General features: G+C 62.5%; 24 protein-coding genes. 7 read left to right on the forward strand and 17 right to left on the reverse strand.

Going from position 1 to position 21,234, the window contains the following annotated elements; translation table 11 throughout:
• Window positions 1-199 precede the first annotated feature (199 nt).
• A complete protein-coding gene (locus ACOI1H_RS09900) occupies window positions 200-697 on the reverse strand; it encodes a GreA/GreB family elongation factor (RefSeq protein ID WP_422437069.1) in 498 nt (165 codons plus the stop codon).
• Between the two features lie 204 nt (window positions 698-901).
• On the opposite strand from ACOI1H_RS09900, the gene pnp reads away from it, so the two are divergent.
• On the forward strand, window positions 902-3,034 hold the full coding sequence (pnp, locus tag ACOI1H_RS09905) for a polyribonucleotide nucleotidyltransferase (protein WP_422437071.1): 2,133 nt from the start codon (window positions 902-904) through the stop codon (window positions 3,032-3,034).
• Between the two features lie 123 nt (window positions 3,035-3,157).
• Here pnp and ACOI1H_RS09910 read toward each other — a convergent pair whose 3' ends face one another.
• Both ACOI1H_RS09910 and ACOI1H_RS09915 read right to left on the reverse strand, forming a co-directional pair.
• Complete coding sequence (locus tag ACOI1H_RS09910; RefSeq protein ID WP_422437072.1) at window positions 3,158-3,826, reverse strand: hypothetical protein; 669 nt, start codon at window positions 3,824-3,826, stop codon at window positions 3,158-3,160.
• 11 nt (window positions 3,827-3,837) lie between these two features.
• Window positions 3,838-4,599, reverse strand: a complete 762-nt coding sequence (locus tag ACOI1H_RS09915; protein WP_422437145.1) for a S8 family serine peptidase — start codon at window positions 4,597-4,599, stop codon at window positions 3,838-3,840.
• Between the two features lie 231 nt (window positions 4,600-4,830).
• Here ACOI1H_RS09915 and ACOI1H_RS09920 point away from each other — a divergent pair, with 231 nt between their 5' ends.
• On the forward strand, window positions 4,831-5,733 hold the full coding sequence (locus tag ACOI1H_RS09920; protein WP_422437073.1) for a BLUF domain-containing protein: 903 nt from the start codon (window positions 4,831-4,833) through the stop codon (window positions 5,731-5,733).
• 301 nt (window positions 5,734-6,034) lie between these two features.
• On the opposite strand, the gene ACOI1H_RS09925 is transcribed toward ACOI1H_RS09920, so the two are convergent.
• Window positions 6,035-6,202, reverse strand: coding sequence for a hypothetical protein (locus ACOI1H_RS09925; protein ID WP_422437075.1), 168 nt, complete (start codon window positions 6,200-6,202; stop codon window positions 6,035-6,037).
• An 88-nt stretch (window positions 6,203-6,290) separates the two neighbouring features.
• Between ACOI1H_RS09925 and ACOI1H_RS09930 the strand changes: the two genes are divergently transcribed.
• A complete protein-coding gene (locus ACOI1H_RS09930) occupies window positions 6,291-6,725 on the forward strand; it encodes a universal stress protein (protein ID WP_422437077.1) in 435 nt (144 codons plus the stop codon).
• Between the two features lie 184 nt (window positions 6,726-6,909).
• The gene (locus ACOI1H_RS09935; protein WP_422437078.1) at window positions 6,910-7,206 is read left to right on the forward strand and encodes a PRC-barrel domain containing protein; all 297 of its coding nucleotides are present in this window, start codon (window positions 6,910-6,912) and stop codon (window positions 7,204-7,206) included.
• Window positions 7,207-7,438: 232 nt separating this feature from the next.
• On the opposite strand, the gene ACOI1H_RS09940 is transcribed toward ACOI1H_RS09935, so the two are convergent.
• From ACOI1H_RS09940 to ACOI1H_RS09950, 3 genes are all read right to left on the reverse strand, one after another.
• A complete protein-coding gene (locus ACOI1H_RS09940) occupies window positions 7,439-7,996 on the reverse strand; it encodes a YaeQ family protein (RefSeq protein WP_422437080.1) in 558 nt (185 codons plus the stop codon).
• Between the two features lie 114 nt (window positions 7,997-8,110).
• Window positions 8,111-9,403, reverse strand: coding sequence for a chromate efflux transporter (chrA, locus tag ACOI1H_RS09945; protein ID WP_422437082.1), 1,293 nt, complete (start codon window positions 9,401-9,403; stop codon window positions 8,111-8,113).
• Window positions 9,404-9,716: 313 nt separating this feature from the next.
• Window positions 9,717-10,340: a TetR/AcrR family transcriptional regulator gene (locus tag ACOI1H_RS09950; protein WP_422437083.1), complete on the reverse strand. Its 624-nt coding sequence runs from the start codon at window positions 10,338-10,340 to the stop codon at window positions 9,717-9,719.
• A gap of 132 nt (window positions 10,341-10,472) precedes the next feature.
• On the opposite strand from ACOI1H_RS09950, the gene ACOI1H_RS09955 reads away from it, so the two are divergent.
• Entirely contained in the window at window positions 10,473-11,477 is a 1,005-nt protein-coding gene (locus ACOI1H_RS09955) for an oxidoreductase (protein WP_422437084.1), read from the forward strand.
• Window positions 11,478-11,519: 42 nt separating this feature from the next.
• On the opposite strand, the gene ACOI1H_RS09960 is transcribed toward ACOI1H_RS09955, so the two are convergent.
• Together ACOI1H_RS09960 and ACOI1H_RS09965 are read right to left on the reverse strand one after the other, a co-directional pair.
• Entirely contained in the window at window positions 11,520-12,350 is an 831-nt protein-coding gene (locus ACOI1H_RS09960; protein ID WP_422437085.1) for an NAD(P)H-binding protein, read from the reverse strand.
• Window positions 12,347-12,787, reverse strand: coding sequence for a nuclear transport factor 2 family protein (locus ACOI1H_RS09965; RefSeq protein WP_422437086.1), 441 nt, complete (start codon window positions 12,785-12,787; stop codon window positions 12,347-12,349). Before ACOI1H_RS09965 ends, ACOI1H_RS09960 begins: the two co-directional genes overlap by 4 nt.
• Window positions 12,788-12,843: 56 nt before the next feature.
• Here ACOI1H_RS09965 and ACOI1H_RS09970 point away from each other — a divergent pair, with 56 nt between their 5' ends.
• Window positions 12,844-13,485 carry a TetR-like C-terminal domain-containing protein gene (locus tag ACOI1H_RS09970; protein WP_422437088.1) on the forward strand — a complete coding sequence of 214 codons (642 nt, stop codon included), beginning with the start codon at window positions 12,844-12,846 and terminating at the stop codon, window positions 13,483-13,485.
• Here the strand turns inward: ACOI1H_RS09970 and ACOI1H_RS09975 are convergent.
• The 3 genes from ACOI1H_RS09975 to ACOI1H_RS09985 all read right to left on the reverse strand — a co-directional run bounded on the left by ACOI1H_RS09975 (window position 13,482) and on the right by ACOI1H_RS09985 (window position 15,137).
• Window positions 13,482-13,997 (reverse strand): hypothetical protein, encoded by a 516-nt coding sequence (locus ACOI1H_RS09975; RefSeq protein ID WP_422437090.1) that lies wholly within the window; start codon window positions 13,995-13,997, stop codon window positions 13,482-13,484. The two genes, ACOI1H_RS09970 and ACOI1H_RS09975, sit on opposite strands and share 4 nt — an antisense overlap.
• Before the next feature lie 151 nt (window positions 13,998-14,148).
• A complete protein-coding gene (locus ACOI1H_RS09980) occupies window positions 14,149-14,568 on the reverse strand; it encodes a DUF6220 domain-containing protein (protein WP_422437092.1) in 420 nt (139 codons plus the stop codon).
• Window positions 14,569-14,570: 2 nt separating this feature from the next.
• Window positions 14,571-15,137 (reverse strand): NAD(P)H-dependent oxidoreductase, encoded by a 567-nt coding sequence (locus tag ACOI1H_RS09985; protein WP_422437093.1) that lies wholly within the window; start codon window positions 15,135-15,137, stop codon window positions 14,571-14,573.
• A gap of 88 nt (window positions 15,138-15,225) precedes the next feature.
• On the opposite strand from ACOI1H_RS09985, the gene ACOI1H_RS09990 reads away from it, so the two are divergent.
• Window positions 15,226-16,113, forward strand: a complete 888-nt coding sequence (locus ACOI1H_RS09990) for a LysR family transcriptional regulator (protein WP_422437095.1) — start codon at window positions 15,226-15,228, stop codon at window positions 16,111-16,113.
• 173 nt (window positions 16,114-16,286) lie between these two features.
• On the opposite strand, the gene ACOI1H_RS09995 is transcribed toward ACOI1H_RS09990, so the two are convergent.
• From ACOI1H_RS09995 to ACOI1H_RS10015, 5 genes are all read right to left on the reverse strand, one after another.
• Window positions 16,287-16,673, reverse strand: a complete 387-nt coding sequence (locus ACOI1H_RS09995; RefSeq protein WP_422437147.1) for a type II 3-dehydroquinate dehydratase — start codon at window positions 16,671-16,673, stop codon at window positions 16,287-16,289.
• 360 nt (window positions 16,674-17,033) lie between these two features.
• Window positions 17,034-17,630: a GntR family transcriptional regulator gene (locus tag ACOI1H_RS10000; RefSeq protein ID WP_422437096.1), complete on the reverse strand. Its 597-nt coding sequence runs from the start codon at window positions 17,628-17,630 to the stop codon at window positions 17,034-17,036.
• A gap of 132 nt (window positions 17,631-17,762) precedes the next feature.
• The gene (locus tag ACOI1H_RS10005) at window positions 17,763-18,089 is read right to left on the reverse strand and encodes a hypothetical protein (RefSeq protein WP_422437098.1); all 327 of its coding nucleotides are present in this window, start codon (window positions 18,087-18,089) and stop codon (window positions 17,763-17,765) included.
• Complete coding sequence (gene ctaD / locus ACOI1H_RS10010) at window positions 18,086-20,569, reverse strand: cytochrome c oxidase subunit I (protein WP_422437099.1); 2,484 nt, start codon at window positions 20,567-20,569, stop codon at window positions 18,086-18,088. Before ctaD ends, ACOI1H_RS10005 begins: the two co-directional genes overlap by 4 nt.
• Complete coding sequence (locus ACOI1H_RS10015; RefSeq protein WP_422437101.1) at window positions 20,566-21,192, reverse strand: cytochrome c oxidase subunit II; 627 nt, start codon at window positions 21,190-21,192, stop codon at window positions 20,566-20,568. Before ACOI1H_RS10015 ends, ctaD begins: the two co-directional genes overlap by 4 nt.
• Between the last annotated feature and the right edge of the window lie 42 nt (window positions 21,193-21,234).

Genomic DNA, 21,234 nt, shown 5'->3' on the forward strand with positions numbered 1-21,234 from the left:
TTCCTTCAAATAAAATGCCGCGACACATCAATACATCACGCCATGGTGAACCCTACGGGGTTGCCCCAAGGATGCAAGGCCCAGCTGCCATTCCGCCAAATGAACGGATGACCCTCGGGCCTTCAATTTGCATGGAAATGTGGCCGTCCGGTCGGAACTGAATACGCATGAAATTTCCGACAGAACCTTGCCTGCGAATCTACGCGGTCAGATAGCGGATCGCCATTATTTCAAGCGCGACAGGTCCACCCGGCTTGCGCCAATCCACGACGTCACCCACGCGCGCGCCCAACATGGCCCGGGCCAGTGGCGAAAACGGCGCAATGCGATGGGATGCGGGGTTCGCCTCATCTTCGCCGACGATATGCCAGTCGGCCCGCACGTCATCTTCGTCCGCGACGGTGACGCACGCACCGAATGCGACCACGTCACGGTCCTGCCGTGCGGGTTCGACGACGATTGCTCGATTGATCCGCGTCTCGAGAAATCGGATATCACGTTCCGCCATTGCGCGGGGTATCTTGGCGTCCAGAGAGTCGCGCGGCAGGGTCGACAGATCGGCATGTCTTTCGCGCAACCGTTGTTGCAGCGCGGCAAGGCCCGCTGGCGTGACATAGTTCGGATGCGGGCTTTGCGGCAGATCGTCCAGCCGGTCGGCCTGCGGTCCCTCGTCTTCCTTGGTGAATGCCTTGTTCATGCCGCCCCAACCCCTCGACCTCGCGCCATGTTCCCGCGACAACGCGGTGCTTTCAATAGGGTGCCTTTTACTGTATGGCCCGCCCATCTGTGACGTAACGCACAAGGCCCCGGCGTTAGGCAAAGGACAGGGGTCGGCGGCAATGGGGCCGCCAATCAACGGGCCACGCGGACCGCCGCGCAGGCCCAATATGAAAGACGATAGATGTTCAATGAAGTGAAGAAATCCATGCAGTGGGGCGAAGAGACGCTCACACTCGAAACGGGCAAGGTTGCCCGTCAGGCCGACGGTTCGGTGATCGCCACGCTGGGCGAAACCTCTGTCATGGCCAACGTGACATTCGCCCGCCAGCAGAAGCCCGGTCAGGACTTCTTTCCGCTGACCGTGCACTATCAGGAAAAGTATTACGCCGCCGGCAAGGTGCCCGGCGGTTTCTTCAAGCGTGAAGCCCGCCCGACCGAGAAGGAAACGCTGACCTCTCGCCTGATCGACCGTCCGATCCGCCCGCTGTTCGTCCCCGGCTTCAAGAACGAAGTGCTGGTGATGTGCACCGTGCTGTCGCACGACATGGTCAATGACCCCGACATGGTCGCGATGATCGCCGCCTCTGCCGCGCTGACAATCTCTGGCGCGCCGTTCCGCGGCCCGATCGCCGCCTGCCGCGTGGGTTTCGTGGATGGTGAATACATCCTGAACCCCGAAATCGACGACATGCACAACCTGCGCAACAACCCCGAGCAGCGGCTCGATCTGGTTGTCGCCGGGACCAAGGATGCCGTCATGATGGTGGAATCCGAGGCCTATGAGCTGACCGAGGACGAAATGCTGGGTGCCGTGACCTTCGCGCACGATGCAATCCAGCCGGTCATCGACCTGATCATTGATCTGGCCGAAGACGCCGCGAAAGAGCCCTTCGATTTCACACCCGCCGACTACTCGGCGCTGTCCGCTGCCGTGAAGGCCGCCGGTGAAGACAAGATGCGCGCCGCCTATGCGATCACCGACAAGCAGGACCGTACGGCCGCCGTGTCACAGGCCAAGGCCGACATCGTCGCCGGTCTGAGCGAAGAGCAGCAGGCCGACGGCAACCTCGGGTCTGCGCTGAAAAAGCTGGAATCGGGCGTGCTGCGTGGCGATGTCGTCAAGAACGGTCGCCGCATCGACGGGCGCCGTCTGGACGAAATCCGCCCGATCGTGTCCGAAGTCGGCATTCTGCCCCGGACCCACGGTTCCGCGCTGTTCACCCGTGGTGAGACGCAGGGACTGGTCGTCACCACGCTGGGCACCGGCGATGACGAGCAGATGATCGACGCGCTGACCGGCATGTACAAGACCAACTTCATGCTGCACTACAACTTCCCGCCGTATTCGGTCGGTGAAGTGGGCCGCGTGGGTTCGCCGGGTCGCCGCGAGATCGGTCATGGCAAGCTGGCGTGGCGTGCGTTGCAGGCTGTCCTGCCTGCCGCGACCGACTTCCCCTACACCATCCGCATCGTGTCAGAGATCACGGAGTCGAACGGCTCCTCCTCGATGGCATCGGTCTGCGGCGGTTCGCTGTCGATGATGGACGCGGGCGTTCCGCTGAAGTCCGCAGTGGCCGGTGTGGCTATGGGTCTGGTGATGGAAGACGACGGCAGCTATGCCGTGCTGTCCGACATTCTGGGTGACGAAGACCACCTCGGCGACATGGACTTCAAGGTTGCCGGCACCGAGAACGGCATCACGTCGTTGCAGATGGACATCAAGATCGCAGGCATCACGCCCGAGATCATGAAGAAGGCGCTGGAGCAGGCCAAGGCCGGCCGTCTTCACATCCTCGGCGAGATGGGCAAGGCCCTGACCGGCGCTGGAAAGTTCAGCGTCCACGCCCCGAAGATCGAGACGATGCAGATTGCAACCGACAAGATCCGTGAAGTCATCGGGTCCGGCGGCAAGGTCATCCGCGAGATCGTGGAAGTGTCCGGTGCCAAGGTCGACATCAACGACGATGGCGTGATCAAGATCGCGTCCAACGATGCCGACAAGATCAAGAAGGCCTATGACATGATCTGGTCGATCGTGGCAGAGCCGGAAGAAGGCAAGATCTACAAGGGCACGGTCGTCAAGCTGGTCGACTTCGGCGCCTTCGTGAACTTCTTCGGCAAGAAGGACGGCCTTGTCCACGTCTCGCAGATCGAGAGCCGCCGCCTGAACCATCCGTCGGACGTGCTGAAGGAAGGCCAGGACGTCTGGGTCAAGCTGCTGGGCTTTGACGATCGTGGCAAGGTTCGCCTGTCGATGAAGATGGTCGATCAGACCAACGGCACCGAGATGGCCGAAGAAGCCGCCGAAGGCTGATCTGCACTGACGCACTGAACAGCGGCCCCGCCAGCGATGGCGGGGCCGTTTGCGTTCAGAGACGATGTGCAATTCTGCATCCGATGCGGTAAGTTGCGTCATCGGACACGACTTTCTTTGACATCACAGGCAATCTGGAACCGGCAGCGGGACAGCGCATTCCGGCCGATCACCGGATCGGAGGGGCGTGGTGGAGTCCTGCTCTTTGCATCGCGGTGATGATGGGTTGAACACCACCCGCTGGGATGATCGGCAATTTGCCGGCCTGGCTGAGGAGTGAGACGAGACCCGCCGCTTGTGAAGCAGCAGCAGAGGTGCCGCCAAACAACGTGTAGAGGGACGCAATGTCGATGCCATCCTCGTGGTCTGGGACGTCTCGATGCGTTGATCCTCGCGGTGCAGGATTTCCGCATCATCGCTGACCACGTGGAGCAAGGTCGAAGGGTCAGGCGCGCCATTGGAATAGGACGCCCGCCAGCCCGCGCGTGTCACGGCCGCCACGACGATCGCGCTGTCCGCAAGCCCCGCGACACTGGCCGGACAGGCCAATCGGGTGACGCGCCCTCCGTTCCCGGTAGCCAGCACGAGATAGCGCCGTTTCGCGATGGCACGCAAAAGCGCCTCGACAAGGTGCTGATCGCATTCGAGGGCCCTCAGATGGGCCTGGTCATCGTCAACCAGCGTCTCCGGGTGGACGGCGTCGCGGGCTTCGATGCAGGTTCGGCGGCGGGCGCTGGGCGGCAGGTCCGCCTGGGCCGCGACATCCGGCAAACCGCGCGGCATCAGGATCACCGGTACCCCGCTTAGGTATGCGACGAGAAGAGCGTTGATGACTGGTTTGATTTCATGCTGTACGGCGTGGCGTAGGATGCGATCCGGCAGAACGGGTTCACACCGTGATATGGCAGCGCGCTGAAGAATTCATGTGGCCGATCCCTTGGCGGGCGACCCCCTACCAGCCCGGCACATGCGGTCGCATGGGTGCCAAAATACTGCGCCGGGTCCGGCATGTCGATCTGCGCATAACCGTTCGACATCTGTCCCACGAGGGTCGCGATGGCGACGATCTGATCCTCCTCCAGATCAAGGTCTGCAAGCTTGGCCGACGCGTCATCGAAGGCAGGATCAGCCTTTGACAGCCCCAGTGGCTGGACCGACAGGACCGCAAGAAATTCCTGCGCAGCCGGCACCGGGTTGCCTGCGGCCTGAACGGCGTCGTGCAACAGGCTCAACCGGGCGAAATCCAGCCCGGTCCGCGCCGTATGATCGCGGACCTCTGCCAGCTCGCCCTGCACGATCGCCCTGAGGTCGCCTTGCGAGGTTGCCAAAGCCTGCCGCAAGGTCGCGACGGTGGGGATTGAGCTGCGATAGACTGCTCCGGCAGCCCGCGGACCAAAGTCGATCTGCGGTGTGACCAGTGCCGATGCCAGACTGGGTTGCAGGGGATCGAGGCCGCTATCGATGATCGCGACGGTGATGGCTTTGTGTCCGCGGGCATCGTCCCAAAGCGGGGCGGACCAACCATCTGTCGTCCGGCTGATCAGCCCCAGATGTTCCGATGCCACAGACAAAAGACGTCACGCTCCGACATATCCTATGCACCCCACTCGGAGAGTGCGTCGCGCATGAGGCGGCGGCACGCGTAGTCAGATTGAGCGCGAACATGCGCGCCAGTTCCCGGCCTGCCATGCTATCGGAGGCATAGTGTATGCCGGCCATCTCTCGGTATTCGGCCACCCGCTGCGCCAAGTGGAAAAAGTTCGACCGTGGCGGGCAGTTCCGGCATGAGGCGGGTCATGACCTCGGCCACCGAGAACATCTCGCGCGGATCACGGACCGAGGCGCAGGTGCTGACGGTGATGGTGACGGTGACGGTCGTGGATGGCGGCGTCACGGGCTGCGGCGAATGCGTGCCCACGTTCGAGGCCGGACTGCCGAAGCGCGCGCTGATCGGCGACATGCGCAATGACGAAAACATCATCGTCGCGCAATTCCACCTGAGCGTGCTGCGGTTCCACAACAAGGTCGTCGAGTTCCTGGCCGCGAACGATACCAGCTGGGTCGCCGATTTTCATTCCGCCAAGACCCTGTCGACGCCGTATTATCAGTGGCTCGCGGTCGAGGGGTTCCTGAAAACGATGTGCGATCCGGATGTCCCGCGTTGCGATGTTGCGCTGGTCCCCCTCTCGGCTATGCTGGCGTCGAGATGCGGCGATGATCCAGATCGCTTGCGATCGATCAGACGGTCCAAACCGGCAAGAGGAGTCAAGATCATCGCACACCTGACACAGTTGATTTACGCATCGCAACCCTTCGGTTTTGACGACGCAATACTGAACGGCATCCTGCTGGATGCACGCAGGTGCAACCAGCGCGACGGCATAACAGGCGCGCTGGTCTGCCGTCACGACATTTACCTTCAGCTCCTCGAAGGCCCATCAGAACAGGTCGATGCCGCCTACGCACGCATCGCTCGGGATGATCGCCACGTCGGGATCAACCGGCTCGTGAGCAGAGAGATTACCGAACGCATGTTCCAACATTGGGCCATGCTCCATGATCCAGCCAAGTCGTTGATATGGAGTCCGGATCAGCTCTCGTCCGGCATTCTGGAAAGTGCGCCCGAGTCCGAGATTGTCGGAATGTTCGAAAGCGTCGCGAGAGATGCGAAACCCGAAGACGCCAGCCTTCAGCTTTGAGACCATCGTTCACTAAGGAACCGGCCGCGACGTAGAGCCGCCGCCCCTGATGACGCGTCCATGATCTCGATCGGATGATCCACGCGCGCCCCTCATGCGGCCTCGGGCGGACCTTCTGCGCGAGTCCCGTGTCACGCAGGCTATTGGAATGTCGTCGCCTTCCGCGTCGGAAAACTGTCGCCAAGGCTGACCTTTGCGTTGCTGAACGGCAGTTTCATGGCTTTGAGAACGACCCCCGGCACCCTGTCAGGCGACATCGCGACACCGCCACGCCGTTGATGCCGTTTGGTGTTCATCACAGTCATCGCGCCAGATTGCTGCCGCAAATGATGCGGCTGTAGGGGTCGGTGGACGTGCCCTCGACGTTGCGAAATTCGCCATACTTGATCGGCAATCGCCGCCATGCGCCGGTGGTCGGGCCAGCGCGGCACAAGTCGGACTGCACCTGAGGCACACGAGAACAGGTCACCTGCAAGTTTCTTTCGCGCGTTGATCCATATCAAGTCCGGCGATCACGATTTGGCGTATCAGTCGGATCAATCAGAAAGGGGATCAGGATGTTCAGTCGAATACTGGTATGCTTTGACCAATCGGATCATGCCGCGTCAGCTTTGCGGATCGCCGCCGACCTTGCGAAAAGGTACAGCGCGATCCTTGTCATCGTGCATGTCCCAGAGCAGCAGAACGATGCCATCGCCGTCGGTGCCGAAGTCATCTTCGTCCCCACCGACGAGGCCGAAATCCGGGCGCGCGCCGCCGAAGTCCTGGCCAACGGCGTGGCCATCGCAACGGAAGCAGGCCATGCTGCGGCGACCACGAAGGTGCTGCGCGGCAGCCCGGCAGAAGCCATCCTGAAATTCGCGAAGGAGGACGGCATCGATCTGATCGTCGCCGGACGCCGTGGGCTGGGCACGCTGCGCGGTCTGCTGGTCGGCAGCGTGTCGCAAAAGTTGACCTCTCACGCCGCATGCCCGGTTCTGACGGTTCAGTGATGCCGCAATCAGAGCCGCGGACAGTCCCGCCGGCAGGAGCCGCGCGGCCCTGACGGGGTGTCTTTGCTGGCATCGGCTCGGGCAAATCCGTCATCGCTGCCGCGCTCGGCAACCTGCATCTGGAACCTCAGCGTCCGCGCAGGGTTATGTCAGCAGATGAAAACAACAGGAAAGCGAGCCAACCATGGATCATTCCAAGCATATCCCATTGCGGACTGACGAACTGACGAACGAAAACCTTGACGGTGCCAACGTCTATGGACCTGACGACAGCAAGATCGGAAGCATCGCGCACCTGCATGGCGCGGGTGCCGGCGCGCAGGTCATCGTCGACGTGGGCGGCTTTCTGGGCATCGGCGCGAAGCCGGTCGCGCTGGACGTGTCCAGTCTGAATTTCATGCGCGACGAAAGCGGTGAGGTTCATGCGACCACGTCCATGACCAAGGATCAGTTGAAGAACCTGCCGGAACATCATCATTGATCGCAAGCGCGCTTGCGCCTGATCGACCCAAAGGGGGTCGGCCTGCTGCCAGTGCCGGCCCCTTTTTCGTCAGCGGATCTCCCTGTGTCGCCGCCGCCAGCAATAGGCTGACGGGTCGAATAAGGCCGTGATCCTGCACCTCCGCCTGTGCTGATACCCGGACCTCGCAGGCAATGACGGGACGTGTCCGTTCACATCGCGGCGATGCCGTTCGCAGATTTAAGGAGCTGGCTTACGCGCGGGAATCCGCAGCCGTTTTCCACGCAATCGGCGTGACGTAGGCGATATGATCGCCGACGCTGACCATGACCTGACCGTCCTGGACATTGACCTGCAACTTCATGGCCCGGCTCGCGAGTTCTGCCAGCTTGCCCGTCTCGGCTTCTGAAAAGCTGACGACCTGAAGATTGTCGAAACGTGTGGTGCTGTTTCTGATCTTGTCCCACCAGACTTCTGCCGTCCTGCCCCCGTATGCGTAGACGATCACCTTGCCAGCCTTGCCGCAGGATTGACGGACGACCTTTTCGCTGGGCAGCCCCAAGGCAACCCACACGTCAAGCGCGCCACTCAGGCTTTTCTGCCAGATGTCCGGCTCGTCATCCGTCGACAGCCCCTTTGTCATCTCCAGATGCTCATGGGCATTCAGGGCAAATGCGACGATGCGGACCATCAGGCGTTCGTCGGTTTCCGACGGATGCTTGGCCAGTGTCAGCTTGTGGGTCTCGTAGTAGTGGCGATCCATGTCAGAGACGGAAAGCTCGACTTTGTAGATGGTGGCTTTTTGCGCCATGATCCGCCCCCATACGTGCAAGAGCGCGATGCCTACTGCGTCTTCCGACCTTATGGAAGCGGATAAGGGCAAATGATCGTCTGCGCAGCACTGCGCGCCACTTGGAACCTGCGATCAGAAGGTCAGCCGCCCGACCGCACCCAGACTGGCGGCGACCAGCAGGATGCGAAAGATGCCCCAGTGCAGGCGGAAGGCGAGGACGGCACACAGCACGGACAGCGCGATGGCCAGCCATTCGATTGTCGCGGTATCCGGCAGCCAAAGCGTGATCGGTCCGGCCTGCTGTCGGGCGACGGCCGCGAACAGGACGTGCAGGCCGAACCAGATCGAAAGGTTGAGGATGACTCCCACGACCGCAGCGGTGATCGACTTCAGCGCTCCCTTCAGCCGGGGCTGCGCCGAGATCCATTCGATGTAGGGCGCACCCGCGAAGATCCACAGAAAGCACGGCGCGAAGGTCACCCAAAGCGCCACGAGCGCCGCCGCCACCCCCAGAAGCAGGCCGCCTTCCTTGAAGCCCGCCAGAAATCCCACGAACTGCGTCACGAGAATCAAGGGGCCGGGCGTCGTCTCGGCCAGACCCAGGGCGTCGACCATTTCGCGCGGCGACAGCCAGCCGAATTGGACGACGACATCCTGTGCCATGTAGGCAAGAACGGCGTAGGCGCCGCCGAACGTGACGACGGCGAGTGTCGAGAAGAAGCGGCCGACCTGAACCAGAAGGTCCGGGGCATCCAGCCACGTCAGTGCCAGAAGGGGAAGCAGCCAGATCGCAAGCCAGAGGACGATGGTGCCGACAGTCTTGCCAAGCGACACATGCGCCATGTCGATCATGCGCGGGTGCGGCTCTGTCTCGGCCATGAACCACCCCGCAACGCCCGCCAGCAGGACGATCAGCGGATAGGGGATCGACAGAAAGAAGATGCCCACGAACGCCAGTCCTGCAATGATCCAGTGCCACCGCCGGGACAGGGCCCGTTTCGCGACCCGCAGCAACGCCTCGACGACGATGACCAGAACCGCGGCCTTGATGCCATAGAACAGCGCGGCGACCAGCGGCACGTCGCCATGCAGACTGTAGATCACGGCCAGGGTCATGATCACCGCGGCACCGGGCAACACGAACAGGAGCCCCGCGATCAGCCCACCCAACGTCCCATGCAGCCGCCAGCCGGCATAGGTCGCAAGCTGCATCGCCTCGGGCCCGGGTAACAACATGCAGAAGCTCAGCGCGTTGAGGAATTGGTCCTCCGTCAGCCAGTCACGGTCATCGACCAGTTCCTTGTGCATCAGCGCGATCTGCGCGGCGGGGCCGCCAAAGGACAGAACACCGATCTTGCCCCAGACACGCGTGGCCTGCCCAAGGGTTGGCCTGTCACGCCGCTGTGGTACACTATGGGACTTCATGCACTTTGCCTTACTGTCACCCTTGGAGATTAACGCAAGCGCAATCGCGCGCGCAAGTCGTCATCCTGTCCAAAGGCAGATACCCGTCCCGATGTCGCTCGCCGACCGCAATCTCGGCTGAGGCAAAAGCCCCGAACAATGCTGGACCGATATCGCCGCCGACGTTGCGCACCTTCGTGGCATGGCCGCGAGCGCGGCGGCAACTGCACCTCAGCCGGTCACGGCCTGGTCCGCCCCTGCGGCAGCTTCGGCACCGCTTCGCTCGGGGCTGCGCACGATCGTCGGGTCCCGCCTCTGCAACATGATCGGCTGTTCACCCCGGCCATTGTGCCCGCAAAACCGATGGCAGGACGCGGTCTGTGAAATCGCGCATCCCGTCTTCGCCCTGCGTGGCGAAAGTCAGTTTTTCCTCCAGCGCCAGATGAGCGATGCCGTGGGCGGTCGACCATGCGGCGATGATGCCGGCATAGCCCATGCTCTGGCCTTCGACCGCGAGGTCATCCGTCCCGTAAACCTTTGCAGCGATCAGCGCGAACGTTTCCAGCGTGGCTCTGCTGGCCGCTGCGTAGCGCGGGTCGGTGCGGTTCACCAGATCCTTGCGATACATCAACTGGAAAAGCCCCGGGTTGCCGAGGGCGAAGTTGATGTAAGCCCCTGCCATGGATCGCAGCGTCGCCGCAGGCGTGGGACCACGCTTGACCTCTTTGAAACAGATATGCAGATCCTCGTAGGCGAGCGTGGCCACTTCGGTCAACAGGCCTGCCGTATTGCCGAAATGATGGGCGGGCGCACCGGGGGATACCCCTGCCCGCCGGGCTGCCGCACGCAAGGTAAAGCCTTCAACTCCGTCGTCCCGAAGGATCGCATCGGCGGCCTCGATCAGGGCACTGCGCAGATCACCGTGATGATAACTGCGCTCAGCATCAGATTCTCTCATTCTCGGTCCAATCTAGACAGCGTTCAAATTAGGGTTTATCCCGATCTATACGATGTTCAGATTCGCGTGTGAAGACCTGCCCAAGCGGACCGCGCGGCCTTCCACAAAAGCTTCGAGAGAAAAGAGATCAAGATGAGCGGATTTTCCGAGAATGACGTAGCTGACCAAAGCGGCAAGACGTTTGTCGTCACCGGAGCGAATGCCGGACTGGGATTCGAAATAACGCGGGTCCTAGCCGCGCACGGCGGACGAGTGGTCATGGCCTGCCTGAGCGAGGCGAAGGCAGAGCAGGCGATGCGGCAGATCCGTGACTTGTCACCGCAGGCTGAACTGGAGTTTCTCGCTTACGATCAGAGCGATCTCGACAGTATCCGTGCTGCCGCTGAAAAGCTCTCTGCCGGTCCCGGTCTAGATGTGCTGATCAACAACGCGGGCGTGATGGAGTTCAGGGTTTCGCGGACACGGCAGGGATTCGAGCAGCATTTCGGCACAAATCATCTGGGCAGCTTCGCCTTCACCTCCCTGCTGCTGCCAAAGCTGTCCGAAGCCCCGGCACCTCGGGTGGTCGTCACCGGCAGTGCATCGCACAGGAACGGCGCGATCGACTTCGAAGACCTCGACAACGCGGGAAAGCGCTATGGTCACGCATCACGCTACGCCAACAGCAAGCTCGCAAACTTATTGTTCCTCTTCGAACTCGACCAGCGGCTGCGAGCCGCTCGGTCGCCCATTCTCGCAGTCGGCGCGCATCCGGGTCTGGCGACTACCAGTCTCGGTCGGGAAAAGAGGCTTTTGCGAGCCATTGCGGTCCCGCTGGCAAAGCTGTTCCGGTTCAACTCGGCGGCCATGGGGGCGTGGCCGGCGCTTCAGGCGGCGACGAGCGTCGTCCATCCTGGAGGGTATTACGGCCCGATCGGATGGAACGAGCTGAAAGGGCCATCAGGGCCGTCGGGCCGCAGTCCGGATGCTGTCGATCCGCGCGTCGCGCAGCGGCTCTGGGCTCGATCGATCGCGCTGACGGGCATCGATCCCGCCCTTCCGGCCGCCCGATTCGACGCCGCCAGCAGCGACCTTATTCTGGGGCCCGGTCATCGGATTACAGTCCCGTTGGCTTCCGGACACTACCAGTCCTCGTAGCTCATGGCTTCATTCACCGAGGCTTTGCGGCGACGTATTTCCTCAGCCCAACATATCCTTGTTCGCGGTGACGAAAGCTCGGAACGACCTAGGCGGCCTTCCGGTCATATCCATCACGCCAGCCGTCGTCCGATCTTCGGCACCGCCGCGGATGACGAGATCAAGCTGGACGAGGGCATCGACATATTCCGGGGGTATGCCGAGTGCGTTCAGGCGAGCCGACAAGGCTTCCGGTTCCATCGCGACATGGCGTATCGTCCGGCCCGCCCGTTCCGAGACGAGCGCCGCAATATTGTCGTAGCTCAGCGCCTTTGGCCCGGTGAGGATGACATCCGCATTCATCGCTTTGCCTGCGGTCAGGGCCGCAACGGCAGCGGCGGCGATGTCGTCCGCGTCGATGAACGCAACCCGCCCGCTGCCCGTTGCACTGTAGATCGCGCCCTCGTTGCGGATGGTGTCGCCATGTGCGCCTTCAGTGAAATTCTGCATGAACCACGAAGGGCGCAGAATAGCCCAATCTTCGGCATGTCCGGCCAGCCAGGCGTGGACCTCGCCCATCAGCGGGCTCTGCGGACCGAAGAGCGAGGAACTGAGGAGCACGAAGCGCCGTACGCCACGCGCCATTGCCTGCTCCAGCATCGGCTGCATGACTGCCAGATGATCCGCGCGGTCGGTCGGCGCGACCAGCCATGCGGCGGTGCAGCCATTGAAGGCATCAGCACAGGACAGGTCACCCCAGTCAAAGCGTCGGTGCTGCGGTTCTTGGGGGGACCGCGTGCCTACGCGGGCGTCGATGCCCGCTGCCGCAAGGCGTGCGGCGACACGGCGGCCGGTCTTGCCGGTGCCTCCGGTGACGAGGACGGGGTCAATCATCTTCCGGCACCGTGGAAAGCCGCGTTTGCGGCATCGGCACCGCCCAGTGCTGCAAGCACGACCAGTGGATTCCAGTAATCGCGGTACCGCGCAATGCGACCGTCGCGCAGCGTGATGACCGACACATAGATCTGGTCATAGGGCAGACCCGTCTGCACGCCTCGGCCCTTGCAGGAAAACTCGGCGATCACTGTGTCCCCAGACGGATAGACGGCGTGCAACTCCATCTCGCCAAGCGACAGTAATGGGCCGAGTCTCGCCAGATGGGCGGCAAGCGCGTCGCGCCCCTCAAGCCTGACCGGCAGCCCTGCGGGGGCAAATGGAAACTCAAAGACGATGTCGTCGGTGAACAGGCCCGGCAGGTCGTCCGCAGAGGTCAGTCGGGAGCCAAGCACAGTGCGCAGCAAATGGGAGAAGGTGTCGAACTTGTCAGTCATGGGAAAACCTCTTATGGTTGGAACGCTATCGTATCGTCCATATGGGAGAGCCTTGGTTGACACGCAACCGTTCCGACGAAAAAAAGCACCGCAAGCCGAGTGGTGCCGCCGTGCCCCGCGCGGATTTGACCGAGGCGCTTTACCGGGCGTTCTTTCAGGATTGGGCCGAGCACGGCTTCGCTGCCATCAGCCTTGAACGGGTTGCAGCGAGGGCCGGTGCCGGCAAGGCGGCGATCTACCGCCGCTTCGCCTCGCGCCAAGCCTTTGCCGCGGCGGCCGTTTCTGCTCACAGTCTCAAGATTGCGGTCGCGGCGGATCATGGCGATCTCGAATCCGATGTTCTGGCGTTTCTGACCGGGCTGCGCAGGGTGCTGCGTCATCCCCTGATCCGCCGCATCCTGCCGGATCTTCACGCCGAGGCGGCACGCTCGCCCGACATGCGCCGCCTCAACACCCAGATTGCCGAAGCCAGACGCGCGCAGGGGACCGCTATCCTGGACCGGGCCATCGCGCGAGGAGAGCTGCGGCAGAGCATCGACATGGACCTTGCGCTCGATCTTATTCCGGCGGCGCTCTACTGGCGCATGGTGGTGATCGGTCGCACCCCCACGCGGGCGCAGCTTGCGTGCGAGGCCGCGACGATCGTCGCGGGCCTGCACCGTTTAGGGTCTGAAGCCGGGGTGTCAGATCTCAACTAATCTGCTGACCTCGCAAACCACGGACGCCATCCCTCGGCGAGCACGTAGGCAAGCAAGGTCACCACGATCAGGGTGCCGTCAATCATTACGACGGCTGTCGGATTATCCGACGGCATCGGGCCCGAGACGGTTCCGATAAACCCGATGCTCATCAGCGTGACCCCGATCTTGTGGAAAAGGATCAACTCCCACAGGCCCGGCATGCGCCGTGGCCAGATCGCGAGAACAGCAAAGAGACCGGCGAAAACCGCAAAGCCCAACATCTGCCAGGTGCCGACAATCAGCCGGTCAGGGGGTAGGGTTCTAAACTCGGCTGCGGCATTGGCGAAGGCACCCCAGGTTGCGACCGACAGCGCGATCATCAGATAGCGTGCGGCTTTGTCGCGCGCGGCCGGGATAGGACTTGCTGCATGTCGGGCAGCCGTCTGAATTTTTATCGACATGATGTCTCCTGGTGCGGTGTGTGGCTTAAGGCGGCCTGCGCCGTCGTAGCCAAATGTGGCGGGATTCATGGGACGAGTGGCGGAAAGCCTGCGCAGGCCCGCTGCGGCCGGATCGGATTGCCGGATCGTCGATCCAGTTGCCGTGGACTCCCGCAGGCACCGAGACCGGCCGTTCAATGGCGGCGACCGGGCCGGCCTTGATCCGCGCGGCGTGTCGGGGTCATGACAGGCTCCTTCCGGGCAGGGGCTGGGCGCGGCGGCGTTCGATCTTGGCAAGCAGGACAACGCTGGCCACCAACAGCAGCGCGCCATTCATCGGGTGCAGGGACAGAGGCAGCGGACCTCCTCCGGCAGCCAATCCGATCTGGGTCAAGAACAGCAGGCAGATCAGGCCGGCCCACCAGCCAAAGCCGCGCAGCCGGGGGACTAAGACCGCACCTGCAAGCAGGGTCATGATCGGAATGGACAGCGCCCCTCCGATGGTCCCGTGCAGGCCCCACAACGTTTGATCGCGGAACAGCGCGCTGCCAGCGCTCAGGAATTGTGTAAGTAGCCCAAGCGGGAGTGCGCAGGCAGAGAGGGTGAACCAGACCGGCGTTCCAAGCGACAGGTCGGTGAAGGTATCATGTGATTGTTCCATGGTCAGGCCGCCCTGCGCTGGGGCGTGGCGATCCAGCGGGCCAATGTTGTCGCGTAATCGTTTCCAGCCGCCTGAAACGCTTCTTCCGACATCTTCATGGCGTTATACAGCACGAACGGTTCGGCCCAATCGAACGCGCAGCGGTGCGCCATGGCCCGCAGCGGCATGAACAGGTCGGTCATGGGAAAGCCGTTGCTGCCTTCGGGACTATAGGCTTCGGGGACATTGCCGGCGGTGGCCGCGAGCATCAGCGGGGTACCGGCGAGTTGCCGCCCCTCATCCTCGAAATGGATGTAGAACATCCGCGTCAGCACGGCGTTCTGCCAGGCCTTCAGTAGCGGTGGCGCGGAATACCATTGCACCGGGAACTGCAGTACGATCCGGTCTGCCGTCAGCAATCGCGCTGCCTCTGCCGCGCCGTCACGTGCCATGTCGAGGCCGTCGGGAAAAGCCGCCTGCATGTCGATCACCTCGACGCCGGGTATCGTCGTGGCGGCCTTTGCCAAGGCGGCATTGGCGCGGGACTGGGTAAGATCCGGATGGAAAACCAGTATGAGCGTGCGTGTCATCGTCATCTCCTGCGTTGCGATACAGGCACGATGAGGGAACCAAACAAATCACTCCAATCGATTAAAGATCTATACTATTATCCATCTCATGAATTTACGTGGTCTCGACCTCAACCTTCTGGTCATTCTAGACGCACTCCTGGAAGAGGCGCATGTCAGCCGGGCGGCCGACCGGTTGAACCTGTCGCAACCTGCGGCGTCCGCCGCCTTGCAGCGTTGTCGCCACCTGTTCCGGGATGAGCTGCTGGAACGGGGGCGTGGCAACATGCGGCTGACACCCAGGGCGGAGGCGTTGCGTGCGCCGTTGAAATCCCTGCTCGCGGGGATTGGCGATCTGGTCGATCCGGCAGAGCCATCTCTTGCCGATCTGCATCAGACGCTTCGCATCTCGATGGCCGATTACCCGGCGGTTCTGGTCACCGGTCCGCTGCAACGCGCATTGCAAGTCTCTGCTCCCGGGATCGATCTGATCATCCAGCCATGGCATGGTGCGGAGGCAGCGGCATCTGCGCTGATCGCCGGAACAACCGACATTGCTGTTTCGGTGCTGTCTGGCGCGCATGAAGAGATAAACCAGCAGGAGTTGTTGGTCGAACACTATGTCATTGCTGTCCGCGTCGGTCATCCTTCGATCGAGAATTTCGACTTGGACCGCTGGCTTGCGTTTCCACATATTCTCGTGTCCGGAAAAGGCGAGGCGCGTAGCCCGCTTGATACGGAACTCGCTCGGACTGGCCACTCTCGGCGGATCGGGATGGTGCTGCCGAATTTCGTCCTGGTGCCGCCGCTTTTGCACGGGTCAGACATGATCGCGATGCTGCCGTCGCGCATCGTTGCAGACCTGCCGGGCCTGGTCAGCCTGCCGGTGCCGATCGCCGTCGCGGGCTTTCCGCTGCATCTGGGCTGGCATCGCCGCAGGACAAAGGACAAGGGACTGCGGCACGTGGCGGATCTGTTGTCGCATCTGCTGAAATAGGTGTGGCTGCTGCCCGGCTTTCCGACTGTGAAACGGGACGCAGCAGCGCCCCCGATACCACCTGCATCAGGTAAGAGTCGGCCCGCGGCAGCAAGTGCGGTGGAGCATCCACCGTGATTACGGGATCAGTGACGTGCAGCCACCAGTTCGGCGCAGCGCGCGATGGCGTATCCTTATCCCGCGATCCCAAAGCCTTCGATCTTGGCCGTTGCCGCTTTCGAGACATAGGACAGGTGTCGGAACTCGTCGCGCCGGAACAACGGCGAGATGTGACATTCGAAGATCGGGCCGTCGAAGATGAGCAACGCGTCGAGGATCGCGATGGACGTGGAGGTGAACCCGGCCGGGTTGATGACGATGCCGGCCACCGTCTGGCAGGCCTGCTGGATCCACCCAATGATCTCGGACTCGCTGTCGCTTTGCCGAAAGTCGATGCCAACTCCGGCACCCTGCCCCGCCGCACGGCATAGGGTCTCCACGTCAGCGAGGGTGTCGTAGCCATAGGCCTCGGGCTGGCGGACGCCGAGCATGTTGAGGTTCGGACCGTTGATGATCCGCATCACCGGCGGAACAGATGTCTGGGTTGAAGCGGTCGGATCGGACACGGGGCTCTCCTTGATAGGGTGGCCGTCGCGGCCGTGACGGTCAGTTGGCGTAACCGTAAAGCCGCGGCAGCCACAGGACGATGTCAGGCACGTAGTTTATGATCCCCAGATCGAAGATCATGATGCCGACGAACGGCAACAGGTGGCGCACGGTCTGTCTCTCGTGCCGAGACGGACTGGCCCCAGAGGATGATCCAGATCCAGGCCATGACGCAGATCTCGACCGTCCAGCCGACGGGCCGGTCAAGGACGTAGCGCATGACTTCGACATCAGCAATATCGTACGTCAATTAAAAGATCAGCATACATTACCGCTTAGCCGAGCATCATCAGCGACCACAATGACAGGCCCGCTAGTGCGGCGATCGGCTTGTCCTGTCGTAATCGTTCAGGGAATGCGGCCGGTCGACAGGATGTGTTCCACGCCGCTGCGCACATGCCGTTCCAGCAAGACGACTGCACCGTCGGCGTCCCGCTCCACACCAGGTCGCGCAACTGCTGATGTTCGTCCGCCGCCGGCTTGCCGCGAAAATCCAGCACCAGGATGTGATAACGCTGGAACCGGTCGAAGACCGAGGAATGGACCTCCGTCACAGCGGGCGATTCGCAGGCCGAAATCACGGCGTGGTGGAATCCCCAGTCCTGACGGACCCATTGTTCGACCATACTCGCGTCGCCGCCGATCAGGTTCTTTTCGACCTGCGACAACTTGTAGTGCGCCGAGACGACATTGCCTCGCCAGTCCAGATCACCCTCCGCAAGCGAGCGCCGGATCGCGTGGGTTTCCAACAGGATCCGGAGGTCGGCGATGTCACGCAGCCCGTCCTGGCTGACCGGTGCCACCTCGAACCCGCGCTGACCCTCGGCAGTGACGAGATTTTCCACGGTCAGCCGGTTCAGAATCTCGCGCAACGTCGAGACGCTGACAGCTCAACCGGGAACGCTTGTGTGATCGCGATTTCGACGCCGAAGCCGCCCGCCATGATCTGGACCTGAATGCGGGACTGGCGGCGGGCAATGCACGGCAGTATCGCGTAGGCACGGTCAGCCGTTGGGCAGGCACGCCGATGTCACGACCACGGGAAGCAGGGTCCAAACGGTCGCCACCAGTGCCGCGACGGCCAGGATGAGGCTGACCTGGCGCACGAAGGCCGACGGCGACGCATAGCGCTGCGACCGCAGCCCGACCAGAAGTGCCGTCTGGATCGAACCGGCCAGAAGCCATGCGAACAGCAGGGCCGTGCGCCCGATCGCAAATCCGTCCGTCTCGGGCCATCGATCCGAACAGATCAACCCTTGCAGACCATAAATCGCGCTGAAACTTGCCAGCCAGACCGTCAAGGGAAGCGAAAGGCGCAAGATATCGGTCAAGGCAGCAGCCCCGGCAGATACACCGCCCCCAGCCCAAGAAGCGACGTCAAGGACGCGTAGTCGACCCAAAGTTGCGTGATCCGAACCTCTCCCAGACGGCGCGGCGACAAGTAGCCGCCGACCATCCGCGCCACCAGAAAGGCCGTCATCGCGATGGTCAGACCGACGTGGAAAAGAAGATAGCCCGCGATGACCCACAGCGTGGCGTCATAGGCATGGCTGTCCGGCGGCTGTGTGCGCAAGAAGATCAGGCCCGCATTGATCGCCAGGGCCGCAAGGCCTGTCACGGCGACGATCAGGCCCGACCAGATTTCGCGCCCGCGACGCAGCCGCGTCTGGGACAGGCGCATGCCGATGGGTGCCAGGATGGCCCCTGCAATGGCAAGTGCCGCCATTGGCAGGTCGGGACGCAAGGTGGCAGGCGGCGGCCAGTCCGGTGCGACGGTCCACAGGAACGCAAAGCCGAACAGCAAGGAGCCGAATAGCGTCGCATCGGCCACCAGCAGGAACATCGTCCCCCACCACCCGGGCGGATCGGACACTTCGCTCGCGGGATGAAGAGCCACGCCACGCCCGACGTCCACCCGCCCCTCGTCATGGGTTTGGCCCAGGCCCCAGACCCACCATACGACCAGCGCCGCCACGCCAAGGCCGGCCAGCGGCACAAGCCAGTAAAGCTTCAGCAGCATACCCAGAAAGATGCCGCTGGTGACGAAGGCCATGATGATCGGCAAGGCCGTGTTGGTCGGATAGATGACCAGATAGTCCGGTTCCCCGCTGGCGATCCGCACGGTCAGCGTCTCGCGTCGGTTGCGGGACGGATCGCCCAGATAGCCCTCTCCTCGCGCAATGCGCACCGGCAGGTCCGGGTCGTCATACAAGGGATCGCGGGCCTGAACCTGGGGTATGCTTGCAAAGTTGTAGGCCGGCGGCGGCGTGGGCATGGCCCATTCCAGCGTGCCCGCCCCCCAGGGATCGCGCGATCCGTGGACCGCGACTGCGGCGTTGATGACCACATCGATCAGAACCAGCGCAAAGCCGATGGCCATCACGAAACCGCCGATGGACGAGATCAGATTGATCGCCTCCCACCCCTGCCCAGAGTCATAGGTGTCGATGCGCCGCCGCATCCCCAGCAGTCCGACCCAATGGACCGCCATGAACGTGACGTGAAACCCGACAGCGATCAGCCAGAAGGCTGTCTCGCCCAGCTTGAAGAACCGTTTGCGGCCAGTGACCTGCGGCATCCAGTAATAGAGGGCAGCCAGCATGGGAAAGACAAAGCCGCCGACCAGAACGTAATGCAGATGCGCCACGATGAAATGAGTGTCGTGCACCTGCCAATCGAACGGCACCACGGCCACCATCACGCCCGTCAGTCCGCCGATGACGAAGGTGACGAAGAACCCCAGAATCCACATCATCGGCAAATGCAATTGCGGCGTTCCCCGCCACAGCGTGCCAAGCCATGCGAATATCTGGATCGAGGTCGGGACCGCCACCAGCGTGGAGGCCGCCGAGAAGAAGGCAAGACCCATGTGCGGGATGCCCGTCGTGAACATGTGGTGAACCCAGATGCCAAAGCTGAGCACGGCCAGCGAAATGGTCGCGGCGACCACCCAGCCGTAGCCCAGCAGCGTCGTGCGGGCCATGACCGGCAGAATCGTGGACACGGCCCCGGCGGCGGGCAGGAAGATAATATAGACCTCTGGATGGCCGAACAGCCAGAACAGGTGCTGCCACAACAGGCTGTCGCCGCCGTTGTCGACCTGAAAGAACGGCATGTCGAAGGCACGTTCCAGTTCCAGCAGGAGTGAGCCGAGGATCAGCGGCGGGAACGCCGTCAGGATCATGACGGCGACGACAAACGCATACCACGCAAAGATCGGCATCTTGTCCAGCGACATGCCCGGCGCACGGTATTTCAGAATCGTGACCGTGATCTCGACCGCCGCGCAGATGGCTGAAATCTCGACGAAAGTGATCCCCAGCAGCCAGAAATCCGTATTGATCCCCGGACTGCCGATGGTCGAGGACAGCGGCGGATACATGAACCACCCCGAAGCGGGGGCGATCCCGGCGATCAGTGCGAAGATCAGGATCGCGCTGCCGAAGACATAGCACCAGAAGCCGTAGGCAGTCAGCCGTGGAAAGGCCAAGTCGCGGCTCCCCAGCATTTTCGGCAGCAGATAGACTGCAAGCCCTTCGAACAGGGGGATCGCGAACAGGAACATCATGATGGTCCCGTGCATCGTGAAGACCTGATTGTAGATCTCGGACCCCAGGAACGCCGATCTGGGGCTGGCAAGCTGTGCCCGTATCAGCATCGCAAGCAGCCCGGCGATCACGAAGAACAGGACGGCCATCGCCATGAACATCCGCCCCAGATCCGTGTGGTTGACGGTCGTGAACCAGCCTTTCCAACCCGGGTCCGAGGCCCAGATGCGCGTGAACGCGCGATGGCGGCGCAGCGCGTTCATGGCGCACCGTCCGACAGAAAGGAGGCCCAGCCCGGTGCATCGTGGGCCACGACGGCAAAGTCGTGCCTGCGGTATCCGGTGCCATTGAACTCGGCACTGACCCCGGCATATTGTCCGGGCGCATCAGCCTCGATCCGCAGGACGTTGACGTGGCCCGGAACAGCATCCAGCTTGCCGGCAAGGCGCGGTACCCAGAAGCTGTGGATCACATCTACGCTGGTGATGTGAACGTCAACCGGCCGACCTGCGGGAATGTGCAGCACGCCATCGGTCACCAGTCCGGGCAGCGCATCATACCGAAAGCGCCAGTCCCATTGGCGGCCTTCGGCGGCCACGGCCACGACTTGAGGGTCGGGTCGCGGCAGAAGCCGCTCTCCGACGATCAGGCCATAGGCCAGCAGCGAGCCAAGGACGGCCAGCGGAAATCCAAGACCCAGTCCGTAGATCCAGAGCCTATGGTCCCTGTCGTCGTCCTGCGGTCCGTCATGAGTCGTGCGGGGCCGGAACGAAAGCACCAGAATGGTCATCACCAGCGCAAAGATTGCCGTGGCCCCCGCCAGCATCACCCACCACAGTGTGGCGATCACCTGGGCCGCCGGACCCGCCGGATGGACCGTGGACAATGTCTCCTCGCAACCTGACAGCAGGAAAAGCGTTGTCCCTGC

It is taken from the genome of Loktanella sp. DJP18 (assembly GCF_049310965.1).
Taxonomy (GTDB): Bacteria; Pseudomonadota; Alphaproteobacteria; order Rhodobacterales; family Rhodobacteraceae; genus Loktanella.